The organism is Mesorhizobium sp. B2-1-8, from assembly GCF_006442545.2.
GTDB lineage: Bacteria > Pseudomonadota > Alphaproteobacteria > Rhizobiales > Rhizobiaceae > Mesorhizobium.
On sequence record NZ_CP083953.1, the window covers coordinates 185,441 to 200,655 of the forward strand.

Below are 15,215 nucleotides of genomic sequence, written 5' to 3' on the forward strand. Positions count from 1 at the left end.
GCATGAATTCGAAGCCGGTTGATCTTCCCTCGGATCTTGCCAGCGCCTACGTGGCGCTGCTTGCCGAGCGTGAGGCGCTGCTGGCTGAGCGCGATGTGGCTGTGGCGGATGCTGCCAACTGGCAGGCTGAAGCCGCCAACGCGCAGGCCATGCTGTCCGACAACGAGGCGCTGATCGCGCACCTCGAGCTGCGCATCGAGAAGCTGAAACGCGAACTGTACGGGCAGCGCTCCGAGCGCACGGCACGGCTGATCGAGCAGCTGGAATTGGAGCTCGAGGAACTCGTCACCTCGGCGACCGAGGATGAGCTTGCCGCGCAGGCCGCGGCGGCGAAGACGCAGAATATCCGCCCCTTCATGCGCAAGCGACCGGTGCGCAAGCCATGGCCGGAAGACATCGAACACGAGCGCGTCGTCATCGATCCTCCGACTGCCTGCGCCTGCTGCGGCGGATCCCGGCTGTCCAAGCTGGGCGAGGATGTGAACAAGACGCTGGAGGAGGTTCCGCGCCGCTTCAAAGTGATCGAGACGGGGCGGGAGAAATTTACCTGCCGTGACTGTGAGGCGATCAGCCAGCCGCCGGCGCCGTTCCATGCCACTCCGCGCGGCTTCATCGGCCCTCATCTGCTGGCGAGATCCTGTTCGACAAGTTCGGCATGCATAGTCCCCTCAACCGTCAGAGCACCCGGTTCAAATGCGAGGGCATCGAGCTTTCGACCTCGACGCTGGCCGATCAGGTCGGGTTTGGTACGTTTGCCCTCATGCCGGTCTTTGATCTGATCGAGGCGCATGTCTTCGCGGCCGAGCGCCTTTTTGGCGACGACACCACCATTCCCATCCAGGCCAAAGACAAATGCACGACCGGGCGAATATGGACGTACGTGTGCGATGACCGGCCCTACGGCGGAGCGGCAGCGCCGGCGGCCATATACTATGCGTCGAGCGACCGCCGCGGCGAGCATCCGCAGAAACATCTGGCCGGGTATGGCGGCATTCTGCAGAGCGATTGCTACAATGGCTTCGAGCCGCTCAGCGTCGCCGAAAAGAAAGCGGTGCCGATCACCTTTGCTTTTTGCCATGCGCATGCGCGGCGCAAATTCTTTGAACTGGCCGATATCCAGAAAGGTGCCGGGGATCACAAACGGAGAGGCAAGCCGATCTCTCCGATCGCCTTGGAGGCGGTCCAGCGGTACGACGCGCTGTCCGCGATCGAGCGCCAGATCAATGGATTGAGCGCCGAAGAGCGACTGGCCGCGCGGCAGGAAAAGAGCAAGCCGCTGTTCGATGGCATGCACGAGTGGCTGAAGCGGGAGCGCACCACGCTCAGCAGATCCTCCGAGGTCATCGAGCCGATCGATTACATGCTGAAGCGCTGGGATGGCTTTGCCCGTTTCCTGGATGATGGCCGGATTTGTCTCACCAATAACGCCGCCGAGCGCGCGCTCAGAGGTATCACATTGGGAAGGCGAAATTGGACCTTCGCCGGTTCCCAGCGTGGGGCTGATCGAGCCGCCATCATGCTCTCCGTCATCACGACTTGCCGCCTCAACGAGGTTGACCCAAAGGTGTGGCTCGCCGATGTGTTCGCCCGCATCGCCGATCTTCCCGTCTCCCGCCTGCACGAACTGCTTCCGTGGACGTGGAAGAGGCTGCGTGAGGCCAAAAAGGCCCCGGATCAGCACATCGCCTGAGCGACAGCTTCACCATACATCAGCCAGGGCGCCTGCGCGCGAGCCAATTCTGCGGCCTTCCTCGTATGGATACTTTGGGCCCACGGTTCTCGAACCACCAGTGATGCGAGCCGTCGATCTGCACCATCTCGCCCAAGCAGTCTCGTCGCCCGCGCGGCTGATGCAGCCGCTGCTTGCGTTCACGGCGCGACGTCCAGATTCCAGCCTCCGTCATCCACTTGCGGAGCGTCTCCTTGCTGACCGCGAGCTGATGCCGTTCGATCAGCTTCTCGCGGGCAAGCGTTGGACCGAAGTCGATGTAGTGTTCGCGGATCAGCTGAAGCACGAAGTCGCGAACAGGCTTCCATCTGCTCAGGCTGCCGGCGAGGCGACTTCGCGCTGTATGACGCTCATGCTCCGTCCGACCTTAGCGTGCCTGGAAAGACAAATCTTGTTCAGCCTCTGCAAGGGCTTCAAATTCTCGAAAAACGAAATATTTATACGCCTTTTTCGATAATGTTCCATGGACGGACGATCGCATTTGTGGTGTTTTGAACGCTATCTTCTTGAGGCGCAACGAGCACGGTTACAGTGCGTGAGACCGGCCGACGTCGCTTTGCGGACAAGATGTGTCAAGCACCCTAACTCGTTCGATAGCGAGCGATCAGAGGCCAAGGATGGATGAAATTTTGCCTAGCCTGCCTGCCACTCCTTATAAATTCTATAGACCGGACGCGCATCTGATTGGGATCGCGGCTGGAGGCGCGTTGCTCGTCGACTATTGGAACGCGCCGCTTCCAGGTGCCGCTACGGACGGTGCTGAATTTGGTTTTCGTGACGAGGTTTACTGGTTTTATAAAAGTGCCCGGCCAATCACTAAGCCGGAGGAGGGCGCTCGTGATCTGTTAAATCGTCGGGATAATTCTGTCGTCTCGTTGCCTCGCGGCTTTGAGAAGGAGTGCACCGTTTCAATGGGTGTCGCTGGCGATCTGATTCAAGCCGAAGGCCTTGAGCAATCGAAAAATGTGCTGTTTTCAACTGTTGCCGACGTTCTTTTTGAGAAAGACATTTCATTTGCAAACTATGAATCCGTCGTTGCGCAAGACGAGGTGGCTAAGGAAGCCTTAGGCGACGGTCGCTCATTCACCATGTGCTGCTCAAAGGAGCAATATTCGACGTTAACGCAGCATAACGGTGAACATTTTACCGTTCTCAACACCGCAAACAATCACACGTTTGACCTTGATCTCGCCGGCTTGGAAACGACACAGAAGCTGCTTGAGCAAGATGGCATCGTCAATGTTGGCACGCCCCGAAATGTTGAAGAACACGGCCGCGGAACCATTCTGACAAGCAAGGGGATCAAAATTGGGTTCGTTTCTGCCACTTTCGGTATCCGGAGGTTCAAGCTACCGCCGCACGAAAGGCATCGTATTCACGTCGCGAAACTCTGCTCCAAATATGTAGCTCCCGAGCTAGAACTCTTGAAACGCCAGATAACGGACTGCAAAGCGCAAGGCTGCGATTTCATCGTGGGCTCACTTCATTGGGGTTGGGAGTTCGAGTTTTTCCCTCGAGAAAGCCAGATCAAGGCGGCCCACGCGGTGGTCGAGGCGGGAATAGATCTCCTCCTAGGTCATCACCCCCACGTCATCCAACCGGTCGAGTTTTACCCTACCGTGCGTGATCCAAAGCGGATAGCCGTGATCGCCTATTCTCTTGGGAGCACTACGTTCGGATGGTTCACCGCGCCGCACATGATGTTGAGTTTGATGCTAAACGTCGAGCTAGCGAAAGGCACTCTGGACGGCGCGCCCCACACCTACATCTCGGCAGCAAAGCCTGTTCCGGTGTTCCGGCATCATTTCATGGAAGCCGGCAAGCTACTCATGCGCATCGAGAAACTGGCTGATCACGTGTCTCCCTTAGGCAAGATGCCGCCTTCGGTACAGAAAATGAATGAATATGCGAAGCTAGTCCTGGGTGACTCTTACGCCCGATAGGCTGATGCCTCACGTGCAGCCATGCCCGACCTCGGCGGAATGAGAGCCGCCAGGGCGGCGAGGAGCTGCCCGGGACCTCACCTATTAGGTCGATGGCCGTGCGCCACCTTCTAGGTGAGGCCACTCGCGTTTCCTGGCAATAGCATCCCATGCGCGCCGTTCCCATCTCCGGGCGCCAGCAAGCGCACACCGCCGTCGCGATCTACACCCTGTAAATTGCCGTCTGATAGAGGCGCGGCCAAGGAAGTTTAGCGCTTTGCGCGACCGCCACAACAACTCGTGGGCGCCATCCGCTAAGGAAAGTCGCATAAATTCTCAAAAAATGAAAAGATAAATATCCATTATTGATAAGCCGTATAGACAATCCGCAGGGCCTGTGACTTTCTTGAGAGGCACTTTGAAGTCGCCTTGCAGTGCGACTCAAGACTGGCCAATCAATCAGAACCAGGGGAATTCACATGCGTCTAATATCCTCTATTGCTTACCTCTCGGCCGCGCTCGCCCTCGCCGGAGCATCAGCCACATCGGCACACGCTTCTGTGCTCGACAACGTCAAACAGCGCGACGTGCTCAATTGCGGGACTGACAACACCACCCCGGGGTTCGGCTATCTCAATCCGAAAACCTCGAAGATGGAGGGAGTGGACGTTGATCTGTGCCGTGCTACTGCGGCCGCCGTGCTCGGCGACCCAAACAAAGTCAACTTCGTGGTGGTCACAGACAAGAGCCGCTTCAATGCCGTTCAGACGGGCCAAGTAGACATCGTCTACGCACATACCTCGGTGTTTGCATCCCGTGCAGCGGCACTTGCCGTCGACTTTCTTCCCGCTTACTTTTTCGACGGTGGCGGTGTGATGGTAACGGCAGCGTCCGGTGTGAAATCGTTCAACGATCTCTCCGGCGCAGCAATCTGCACCACACAAGGGTCCGGCAGCGAAGCGACGATTGCCCAGGAGGTTAAGGCTCGCAACATCACGAACACGAAGATTCTGACATTTGACAGCAGCGAGAAGCTTTTCTCCGCACTGACCAGCGGGCGGTGCAATGCCATGTTCACCGACAAGTCGGCGCTTGCCGCGTGGCGCGGCAGCTCACAGAAGCCCGCCGACTACATTATTCTACCCGAAACTCTGGGGGCCGCTCCATTCGCTGGTATTGTCGTTCAGAACGATCCGGAGTGGCGAAAGCTGATGACCTGGACATTGTATGCATTGTTTCAGGCAGAGGACTGGGGCATCACCAGTGCGAACCTGAGCGAGTTGCAGAAATCGGCTGATCCCTCAGTTCAAAAGTTCTTGGGCGTAAATGGCGGGTTTGGCGCGGACTTCCATGTTTCGGACAGCTTTGTCTCCGATATGATCAAAGGCGTCGGCAATTACGGCGAGATCTATGATCGGTCACTGGGACCGAAGACACCGCTCTATCTCGAGCGCGACAAGACACCAAACGCGCTCTCGAAAAATGGCGGGCTTTTGTACTCGATCCTGTGGCTCTGAACGTCGCATCGGAATGCCACACGTTTTTGCTTAGGGCCGTAAGCTGATGAACAACCTTACGCAAATGCGGCTTGAGCCGGTTGCGCCGCCGTCCGAGTGGCGGCGGCGGGCCGCGCGTATCCGCCACAAAGTGATCCACGCCAGCGTGGTCATTGCCGCACTTGCAATCGTGGCCCTCGCGGGGGTTGCGATCCAGGAGAGTCTTGCAGAGCGCGGGATCTCCTTCAGTTTTGGCTACCTTTCGCGGCCTTCGCAGTTCAACGTCAGTGAGGGTTTTGCAACTGCCTGGCAGGGTTGGTGGCCCGCATTTGCTGATGTCAGCTCTGCATCTACGAACCTGCAGATGCTCACCGCAGGCTTGTTCAACTCGATCAAAGTGGCGCTACTAGCAATCATTTTCTCCACGATCATCGGAGTGGTCTTCGGTGTTGCTCGTCTGTCGACGAACTGGCTGGTGAGACAACTCGCTTTCATCGTGGTGGAGTTCGTCCGCAATACTCCCCTGCTCATACAGGTGGTGTTCTGGTACTTTGCGGTTTTCCTACGGCTGGCGCCGGTCACAGACGCCGCGAACGTCGAGAAATGGTTTGTCTTCGGTCAATCCGGCCTGTTTTTGCCGTCGCCCCACCTATCGGAAGGGGCGGAGCCAGTCTCAGTGGTTCTGGTTGTCCTGGCCATAGGGTTGATGCTGGTCGCCTGTTCGCCACGTCTGTCATCTGGTCGTCGTTGGGTGCTGCTTGGTGCAGGTATCGTGGCTGCTGGTGCGGGCTTCGCGACCGGATTCGGCATGGATCTGGCGCTGCCTGTTATCGGGCGCTTTGGCGCCACCGGCGGAATACAGCTCTCCCCCGAGATGTCAGCAATCCTGATCGCCATCATCGTCAACAGCTCGGCCTATATCGCAGAAATTGTTCGTGGCGCGATCGAAGGATTGCCCAAGGGTCAGTGGGAGGCCGCCGCTGCGGTCGGACTATCCCGCAGAGATACGGTCCGGGATGTCATCCTTCCCCAGGTTTTCAGAATTATTCTGCCGTCTCTTGCGAACCGGTATATCAGCTTGACTAAGGATACGTCCCTCGGCATCGCGATCGGCTTTCCCGATCTCTTCAACGTAAGTGGAACGGTGGCCAACCAAACGGGGCACAGTCTCGAGACAGTCTTGCTCGTCATGGCGATCTATCTGCTGCTCAGTTGGGTGATCAGCGCCTTCGTTAACTTCATGAATAGCCGGGTCGTTCTGGAGGGGGCGCGATAATGGGAAAATCGTACCTGTGGATTCGGCGTAACCTGTTTGCGGGTGCTGTTGATTCAATATTGACGGTACTCGTCCTCGCGCTAGTCGCCTGGTTGACAGCACGCTTTCTCGGATGGGCGATTTGGGACGCCCGGTGGCTGGGGATCTACGAGAGCCGACGCCTTCTGCTGGTTGGCCTTTATCCGCCGGAAGAGACATGGCGAACCTGGTTCATGCTGGCCATTCTTTGCACTGCAACTGGTGCCGTGATGTTGCCCAGATTGCGCCGTTTCGCCGTTGCTATTCTGCTGGCAGCTTGCGCGGCCGCTGTCCTTGTTTTGGCTCCCCCTGGGCTTGATCGTTGGGGCGGGCTACTGCTCAGCCTGATGCTGGCCATCGTTGTCTCAGCTGCGTCCTTGCCGCTTGGGATCCTTCTTGCGTTTGGCCGGACCAGCCGCAACCCAAGCCTGAGTGCTTGCTGCGCTGGCTATATCGAAGTGATGCGGTCTGTTCCGCTGATCCTTGTTGTCTATTGGATCTGGATCACTGTGCCGCTGTTCTTGCCCGACACCTCGCTCTCTTCTCTCGTGCGAGGGATGATCGGCTACACCGTATTCAATGCCGCTTATGTTGCCGAGTTCGTACGCAGCGGCATTCAGGCCGTACCCCGAGGGCAGCGAGAAGCGGCTCTGTCGCTGGGGATGTCAAGCTGGACAGTTTCAACCGAGATCGTGTTGCCGCAAGCCGTCCGGGTCGTGCAGCCTGCTCTGGTCGGCAACGTGCTCGATGTTTTCAACGGTGCGACACTTGTATTCATCATTGGACTGACTGACTTCCTGCGAGCTGGGCAGATGATCCTGGCGGATCCAGCCTCCAGCGGCGCAATAAACGAAGTATATGTTTTCATGTTTGCGGTATACTTTGTGATCGGATCTGCAATTACTTTTGGGGCGCGGCGGATGGAAGCTCACATGAAGAGGAGTGCTCGTTAATGCTGACGCAATCTGGTGAATCCAACTCGACGATCGTGACGTTTGCCAACGTCAATAAATTCTACGGTTCATTCCAGGCGCTGTCGAACATCAGCCTCGCTGTGACAGCGGGTGAAGTGGTGGTCCTTATCGGTGCCAGCGGCTCCGGCAAGTCTACGCTCATCCGGTGTGTCAATGGCCTGGAGACGCATGAAAACGGTTCCCTGGTAGTCGACGGGTTTTCGATGCCAACGACGGAAGATCTGGATTTTGGGGGTGCCAAAGCACTGCATAAGATCAGGCGTGGAGTGGGAATGGTCTTCCAACAATTCAACCTTTTTCCACACAAGACGGTGCTGGAAAACATCACACTTGCCCCCATCCGCGTTCGCCGCAAATCGCGTAAGGATGCGGAGGCCGTCGGCTTACGGCTGCTAGAGCGTGTCGGGCTGCGAGACCAGGCGCATAAATATCCTGGACAGTTGTCCGGCGGACAGCAACAGCGTGTGGCTATCGCTCGATCGTTGGCGATGGAGCCCCACCTAATGTTGTTTGACGAACCTACATCAGCACTGGACCCCGAGTTGGTCGGAGAGGTGCTCGACGTCATGCGTGAACTGCTCAATGAGGGCATGACCATGATGATCGTCACGCATGAAATGGCTTTTGCGCGCGAGGTCGCTGATCGTGTCATCTATATGGATCGGGGAGCCATCGTAGAAGTTGGCCAGCCGGACCAAATTTTCGATGAACCCAGAAACGAGCGCACGCGGACTTTCTTGTCGCGTGTTTTGAAGCACTAAGAACGAGCGCCAAGACGCCGCCACACGGTTCAAGGTTTCGCTTCCTGCCAGCTTGCAATGCGGTCTTGAAGCGGGATTGGCATGGTCGAGAAGCTCGGGTTCAAGCGGTTGCGCCTCAAGCAGCGACCCTTGGCCACTCATTAATGCAGGCTTCGGCTGCCATTTGGTTTCTGATCGGTCAGTTCACATCGCTCTGTGCTGGAGCAGACGCAAGGGAAGGAGAGCAATGGAAACGCACACTGGAAATGTCCTTGTTCTGGCCACAGGTGGTTCAATCGCGCAGACCTCGCCTGATGACCCGACATTGACCGGCGATGCGTTGCTGGAGGCCATTCCCGAACTGCGAGACAAGTTCGGAATTCTCGTGGAGCAGATGGCTCAGGTGTCCAGTCCTGACATCACAGCGGAACACTGGCTGGAACTGGCAATCCGCATCAATAAGGCGGCCGCAGATGACCAGATCCAAGGCATCGTTGTCACCCATGGCACCGATACGTTGGAGGAGACCGCCTTTTTCTTAAATCTCATTGTAAAGAGCGACAAGCCTGTTGTCATCGTCGGAGCTATGCGCAGGCCCTATGCGCTCGGCGCAGATGGAGCGGCCAACCTTCACGACGCGGTCGCGACAGCCAGTTGTCGAGAGGCTAGGGGTAGGGGCGTTCTCGTCGTCCTGAATTCTGAAATTCATCCGGCGCGAGATGTCACAAAGACTACCTTTAGTCTCGACGCTTTCAAATCGCGTGATTTTGGACCGCTTGGCCAAATGGCAAATGGCCGGCCGATTTTCTACCGGAGGTCGGAACGCAAGCACACCCTGCGCAGCGCCTTCCCATCCGACTTGTGCCGTCTACCTCGCGTCGCGATTGTCTACAGCCACGCCGGGGTGACGCCTGACGTACTCGAAGCGGCGGCGGCGTCCGGATATGAAGGCATCGTTTGGGCCGGAACTGGTAGCGGGAGCCTTCCTAAGGCAATCAGGCCGGCAGCCACAGCGGTTGTTAACAATGGATTGGCATTTGTGCGCGCTTCGCGCGTGAACTGCGGCTACATCAAGCGAAACGATGAGGTTGACGACGACGCGCTTGGGTTCATCACCGCGGATTCCCTCAACCCGCAAAAAGCGCGCATCCTGTTGATGCTTTCCCTTACCCAGACAAACGACCCAGTAAAGATCCAAAGGTTTTTCGATACCCATTGAACACAGCCATCATGCCGGAGCGGCAAGACGATGATCGTCGCTGCGTCGCATGCGCTACGACGGGGTCAGAGCGGACTAAAGGAAACATTGCCGCCTCCTGTGCCTCTACAAAAAGGAATCTTACATGGCATTGAAGAAACAGTCATTCGCTGCGGATCTGCCGGAGGCAAAGCGGCTGCTTCTGGAGCGCGTTTTGAGCTGCGCGGACGCGAATATAGAACCCAGTCTACACCGGCTATTTCGCTTTTTGCGCATACCGTCGGTATCGTGCGATCCGCTCTGTTCCCCGCAGTGCCAAGAGGCGGCGTCATGGCTGGCAACCGAGTTGGAGGACATCGGATTTGACGCATCTGTCCGACAAACGACCGGCCACCCGGTCGTTGTTGCGCATCGCAAACAAGTGATCGGCCCGCACGTTTTGTTCTACGGCCACTATGATGTCCAACCCGTAGAGCCACTCGATAAATGGGACGCAGATCCATTTGACCCACAGCTGAAGGTGCACCCCAACGGCGACACCCAGATCGTCGCCCGCGGCGCCTCGGACGACAAGGGCCAGCTTCTAACCTTCGTCGAAGCGTGCCGCGCGTGGAAAACTGTCACAGGCGGTCTTCCTATCAGTGTTTCCATGTTCTTCGAAGGGGAGGAAGAGAGCGGCAGCCCCAGTATGGATGAATTTTTGAATCAAGCTGGCGGAGAGCTGCGCGCAGACATCATGTTGCTTTGCGACACCTATCTCTGGAATGACGCGGTTCCGGCAATTACAGTCATGTTCCGAGGTTTGCTCGAAGAGGAAGTCGAAATAACCTGTGCCAAACGCGATTTGCATTCGGGGGCCTACGGCAACGCTGCTCGCAACCCGATCCAAGTCCTGGCCGAACTGATCGGCAGCTTGAGAGGTCAGGGCGGGGAAGTGGCAATCGAGGGGTTCTATGACGACGTCAAAGAACCCGGTGAAGAACTCAAGTCCGAGCTAAAAAAGCTCCATTTCGATGCCGACAAGTTCCTACAGACCGTAGGCCTGTCGCAGTCTGCCGGCGATCGGGCGTATTCCGTTCTGGAGCAGGTTTGGACTCGCCCGTCATGCGAGATCAACGGAATTGCAGGTGGGTACCATGGGGAGGGCTTGAAAACGATCATCCCGTCGAAGGCCCACGCTAAGATATCTTTCAGGCTGGTCCCTGGCCAGGATCCGGAAAAAATCCAAGCGAAGTTTCACGAGCACATTCGCGCCAGAATGCCGGCCGATTGCAGCGTGAAGGTCACCGGACTCGGTAGCAGCAAAGCATCTGTTGTCCCGTCGAACAGCGAATACCTTCGGTGCGCCCGCGCTGCTCTGAAAGATGAGTGGAATTGTGAATCCGTGCTGATCGGTAGCGGCGGCTCAATTCCTATCGTCAGCGTCATGCAAAGTCGATTTGGCCTCAATGCCCTGCCGATCGGCTTCGCGCGCTCGGATAATCGCCACCACAGCCCGAACGAGAAATACGATCTCTCCAGTTTTCACAAGGGCATCCGGTCATGGATCAGGATACTGGCCCGGCTTTCTAGTGGCGAGAGCACCAGCTCGGAACTCTAAACCGAATTCAGGTGCCGATAAGCACCTGTTTGACGAAAACACACCAAATTCGAACCACCTGGTGGAATCCTGTGCGGCGGATGAACGACCTCCCCAATGATCATTGGAGAAAGAAATGAACAGCAAAGCATCTCACGATCTGGACCATCTGGGTCCCTTTCTTTCAAAGCAACACCCTGAATTTCTGAAAATTTTCGAGGCGGTCAATGAGCTGCCGATTGACGATGCGCATTGCCATCTCGTCACCGACCGTGAACCAGCCATGGCGCCAAAGCGGTTCCTGGAACGCATGTCCTTGGCAGCGATGGACACTGTGCCGGCATATTTCCCCCCAGGTGTCTACGACAAATGGCTTAGTGGCGACGCAGCCGTACGGCATGATCTCAACAAGCAGTTTGGTATCCAGGAAAAGATCGACGGGATTATAGGAGACATCTCACAGAGCATTTTTGTCAAATTTCTCGTCAAGGAGATGGCTCAATTTCTGAGCTGCGAGCCAAATCTCGAGGCCGTTATCGAAGCTAGGAACGATCGAGCGAGAAATTACTGGGGGTATGTCGGTACTCTGCTCCAGGACGTCAAATACGAAAATGTCATGGTCGATACCGGATATTGCGAAGGCGCTTCGGTGGAGGAGATCAACCGATATGACGAGGAGATTAGACCCTGCAGAATGAACCGGCTCGCCCGGATCGAGATGGTCCAGAAGGAGCTTTTTCCTCTTGATATTCCGTTCGACGAATACGAGCAGCGATACAAAGCTCGTCTGTCAGAATTGCTGGACGGCAATGGCAACTACGGAAAGAAATCCTATGGAATGAAGTCTTACCTTCTTCCCTACATCGGATTGATCGAACCTCTTCACGATCGGGAGACTGCTCGGGCATCCTGGCAGGCGCTAAGGGAATCCTACCACGAGATTCCTGCCATGGACCGCCAGTCCGAATACAACCTATCTAAGGACCTCCGTCGATACAATTTTACGCTTGCTCTTGAAGAATGCCTCACCCGAGATATTCCCATGCAGATCCACACGGGTGACGGCGAGGCTCCATCTGTAATCCTTCGCAACCAGGACCCTTTCTACCTTGAAGAAGTGTGTCGATTTGATCGCGACGGCGTGATGCGGATGCCGAAAATTATCCCCCTTCATGCGGGTTATCCCTCGGTCGGAAAGGCAGCGTGGCTGAGTCATATTTATCCCAACTGCTACTTCGAACTATCGATCATGACGCCGTTTGTGCATCAGAATCTGTTTCAGCGGTACATGCAGGTGATGGAAGCCGTTCCGCTTTCTAAGATCCTATACGCCAGCGACGCGTTTCACGTTCCTGAACTCTATTGGCTGGCCGGCCGCTGGGGCAAGCGATACCTTGCCAAGGCGCTTACCGAGTATGTAGTGGGAGGAAGCTTGGACTTCGATGAAGCAATTGAGGGAGCAAGGATGATTCTTTATAAGAACAACAGATCCTTGTACAAACTTGGCTAAGCTCCCCCGGCCGGATCGAGCATATCAGCGTATTTGCAGCGGCATTCGCCCCTGGATGGTCAATAGGGTGGCTTGTGAAATGAAAACGTGCGCCAGGAGCAGGTGTTGCTCGACGGCTGCACCGCCATCTATGCAGTGGTAGGAGCTGAACCGGCCCATGCTCTAAAACCGAATTCATCGGCGATTGCTGGTCACTCGCCCTCTTCTGCGGTGAAATCGCCATTTGCCTCGAGTATCGTCTCGGATAGAAGCTTGGCCGCTCGGACCAAGGGCTCGCGGAAGTGCTCGAGGTCGTCAAAGCTGACACGGGCGACAGGAACGGACACTCCAAGGCAGGCGATCAATGTGCCACCAGGCGCAAGGATCGGGACAGCGCAACCAACGACCCCCTTCACAAACTCTTCGTTAGTGCGAGCCCATCCGTTTTTCCGCGTCTCCTCCAAGACCTGAAGAAGGGTTTCGGGATCGGTTATAGTCTGATCTGTATGCCGCTCCAGATGCAATTCCCGAACGAGCTTTTCGCGAGGCTTCGCCGGGAGCATGCTCAAGTAGATCTTGCCGGTGGACGTGCAGTAAAGCGGAGCACTGTGGCCGGGATCGAATTGTAGGCTTTGAGGCGCCTTCACTCGAACGCTGTCGACATAGACAACGGCATTGTTGCGGGCTATCCCAATCTCGCACTGCTCCCCGATCTCTGCGGCGACATTTTGTAGAACGGCATGGCGCCGTGCCGTTCGGAAGGCTGATCCGATGGTCTTGCCCGCCAATACGACAAGATTGTTCCCCACCACGAACCGTTTCGTCCCCGCTGCGCGCTGGAGTAGCCCCCGCGATTCGAGATTGCTGATCAATCGGTGAGCGGTTGGCAAAGGCAGGTCGAGGTTCTTACCGATGTCTGCCACTGTGACAGCCTTGATTTGTGTTGCGACAAAATCGAGAATTGAGAATGCTCGATCGAGTGGACCATCGCTGTTAATACTCATTACTAACTCGTCTTGGATTGACCGATCAAAAAACGGAAACAAGGGTTCCGGATTTCGATCATAGCAGCGATGGATTGGCATGAGAATGCTAGATGAGGGATCGAATCGCGGTCGATGAGGTCTTCAGCCGCCCCAGTGGTCTTGCGCCCGACTTTTTCCCTTTTGGCATTACGAGCAATTTCCGAGCGATGTAAGTCGCGATACGGCTTGGAAGCGCTTCGCCTGTGGCGTCTCCTCGGTCAATTCGTCCGAGGGAAAGAGCCGCAAGGCGGTGCCGTCTTTAGCGTTCTCTCAAATTTCGGAATAAATAAAACCAAATAACGATATCCTAGCATAGACCGAAACGCCGTTTCGAATATGCTGCGTCCACCACTGCTGCATTGGCAATTGCTTCGATCAGTGTGCGAGGTGCCTAGGGGGCAGTTCAGTTTTCGCCCGGGTTTGAAAGTGCCTGGCTCCGCTGATCGCGTGGCTGGCAGTCGGAGATTTAGACAATGCAGTACTACGACGTTGAGGCGGTAAGGAAGCTGTTCCCTGTCGTCGAGAAAATGACCTACCTCGACTCTGGCTTCCAGACGCCGATGTCGACGCCGGTCAAGCAGGCCCTCGAGGCTTTTGTCACCGAAAGCTACGAGACAGCAGGACCGAAATCCGTCTGGATTGAGCGCATGGAGGCGACGCGGTGTAAAGTCGCGAGCCTACTGAATGCGGCCCCAGAGGAAATCGCCTTCACCAAGAATACGTCCGAAGCAATGAACATTGCTGCGAACGCGCTGCCCCTCAAGGCCGGGGACAATGTCCTGCTGATCCATGGAGACCATCCGAACAACGCCTATGCGTTTTTGAATCTGAAGAAAAAGGGCATCGGGGTTCGCTTCATTGCAATGACGGACGTCGTCAACGCCGAAAGCTTCCGCTCCCATGTTGACGCGAACACCAAAGCGATCTCGATGTCGTATGTAACCTTCCATGCAGGTCATCGCTTCGACATTGAAAGCGTCGGCGCCCTCTGCAAGGAAATGAACCTGTATTTTGTGGTCGATATTATGCAGGCGGTCGGCGTCGTTCCGATCGATGCGAAAAAGGTAGGCGCCACATTTATCGGCTGCGGCACGCACAAAGGGCTGCTTGTCCCGCAGGGATTGGGCATGCTCTATTGGGATCGCACGCGAACCGAGTTGGAGCCGGCCTATCTTGCCGCGATCAGTCTGCGAAACCCCCCGTCCGATTTTATCGCTCGACCGGACGATATGGCAGTGGCTCCCACTGCCAGCAGATTTGAAATCGGAAACTTCAATCTATCGGCCATTCATGCGCTGGACGCCGCGCTCGACCTGATTGCTCAAATTGGAATTGATAACATTCAAGCTCATTGCTTTGCTCTGGGCGACAGACTCATTCACGGGCTCGATGCGCTCGATGTCGAGCTTGTCGGCCCGCGCGATCACGCTCTTCGCGCGCCTCACATTTATGTGGCTGCACTGCCAGCAGATCAGTGGATGGACTACTTCGCATCTGTCGATGTGCGCGTTTCGCCCGAGCGCGATGGCATTCGGATTTCGCTTGGGATGTTCAACAATGCTTCGGACATTGACCGACTTCTGGAGGTGATCAGAACTCGCAGCCGGGCAACCGGCCGGTCGCCGCAGGCTGCCTGATTTTCGTCACGCGCGGCGCTGATTGCGGGGGGGCATACGTTCATGTGCTTTCGACCAGTCGAAACACGCTTTTCATCGGCTGAAAACGGAAGTGGCCGGTGTTCTACGACGGCACCTTCGCATTCAATCAGT

11 protein-coding genes and 1 pseudogene are annotated in these 15,215 nt (G+C 56.3%); 10 read left to right on the forward strand and 2 right to left on the reverse strand.

Features of this window, described 5'->3' with window-relative positions; translation table 11 throughout:
- Nucleotides 1-2 precede the first annotated feature (2 nt).
- A protein-coding gene (tnpC, locus tag FJ970_RS32060) for an IS66 family transposase (RefSeq protein WP_140762478.1) occupies nucleotides 3-1,690 on the forward strand; the annotation gives its coding sequence in 2 pieces (ribosomal slippage) (nucleotides 3-633 and nucleotides 633-1,690; 1,689 coding nt in all).
- 64 nt (nucleotides 1,691-1,754) lie between these two features.
- On the opposite strand, the pseudogene FJ970_RS32065 reads toward tnpC, so the two are convergent.
- Nucleotides 1,755-2,024, reverse strand: a pseudogene (locus FJ970_RS32065) (ISNCY family transposase); the annotation flags it as partial.
- 322 nt (nucleotides 2,025-2,346) lie between these two features.
- Between FJ970_RS32065 and FJ970_RS32070 the strand changes: the two are divergent.
- From FJ970_RS32070 to FJ970_RS32105, 8 genes are all read left to right on the forward strand, one after another.
- Nucleotides 2,347-3,672: a CapA family protein gene (locus FJ970_RS32070; RefSeq protein WP_140762475.1), complete on the forward strand. Its 1,326-nt coding sequence runs from the start codon at nucleotides 2,347-2,349 to the stop codon at nucleotides 3,670-3,672.
- Between the two features lie 458 nt (nucleotides 3,673-4,130).
- On the forward strand, nucleotides 4,131-5,168 hold the full coding sequence (locus FJ970_RS32075; protein WP_140762472.1) for a transporter substrate-binding domain-containing protein: 1,038 nt from the start codon (nucleotides 4,131-4,133) through the stop codon (nucleotides 5,166-5,168).
- 46 nt (nucleotides 5,169-5,214) lie between these two features.
- Nucleotides 5,215-6,423 (forward strand): ABC transporter permease subunit, encoded by a 1,209-nt coding sequence (locus FJ970_RS32080; protein WP_140762469.1) that lies wholly within the window; start codon nucleotides 5,215-5,217, stop codon nucleotides 6,421-6,423.
- Nucleotides 6,423-7,394, forward strand: a complete 972-nt coding sequence (locus tag FJ970_RS32085) for an amino acid ABC transporter permease (protein WP_140762466.1) — start codon at nucleotides 6,423-6,425, stop codon at nucleotides 7,392-7,394. Before FJ970_RS32080 ends, FJ970_RS32085 begins: the two co-directional genes overlap by 1 nt.
- Nucleotides 7,394-8,176: an amino acid ABC transporter ATP-binding protein gene (locus FJ970_RS32090; RefSeq protein WP_140762463.1), complete on the forward strand. Its 783-nt coding sequence runs from the start codon at nucleotides 7,394-7,396 to the stop codon at nucleotides 8,174-8,176. The genes FJ970_RS32085 and FJ970_RS32090 overlap by 1 nt, the downstream gene beginning before the upstream one ends.
- 226 nt (nucleotides 8,177-8,402) lie before the next feature.
- The gene (locus FJ970_RS32095) at nucleotides 8,403-9,374 is read left to right on the forward strand and encodes an asparaginase (RefSeq protein WP_140762459.1); all 972 of its coding nucleotides are present in this window, start codon (nucleotides 8,403-8,405) and stop codon (nucleotides 9,372-9,374) included.
- Nucleotides 9,375-9,498: 124 nt separating this feature from the next.
- Nucleotides 9,499-10,953 (forward strand): M20/M25/M40 family metallo-hydrolase, encoded by a 1,455-nt coding sequence (locus FJ970_RS32100; protein ID WP_140762456.1) that lies wholly within the window; start codon nucleotides 9,499-9,501, stop codon nucleotides 10,951-10,953.
- 115 nt (nucleotides 10,954-11,068) lie between these two features.
- Nucleotides 11,069-12,442 (forward strand): amidohydrolase family protein, encoded by a 1,374-nt coding sequence (locus FJ970_RS32105; RefSeq protein ID WP_140762453.1) that lies wholly within the window; start codon nucleotides 11,069-11,071, stop codon nucleotides 12,440-12,442.
- 191 nt (nucleotides 12,443-12,633) lie between these two features.
- Here the strand turns inward: FJ970_RS32105 and FJ970_RS32110 are convergent, their stop codons facing one another.
- A complete protein-coding gene (locus FJ970_RS32110; protein WP_140762450.1) occupies nucleotides 12,634-13,425 on the reverse strand; it encodes an IclR family transcriptional regulator in 792 nt (263 codons plus the stop codon).
- Nucleotides 13,426-13,919: 494 nt separating this feature from the next.
- Here FJ970_RS32110 and FJ970_RS32115 point away from each other — a divergent pair, with 494 nt between their 5' ends.
- Complete coding sequence (locus FJ970_RS32115) at nucleotides 13,920-15,083, forward strand: aminotransferase class V-fold PLP-dependent enzyme (protein WP_140762447.1); 1,164 nt, start codon at nucleotides 13,920-13,922, stop codon at nucleotides 15,081-15,083.
- Nucleotides 15,084-15,215 lie beyond the last annotated feature (132 nt).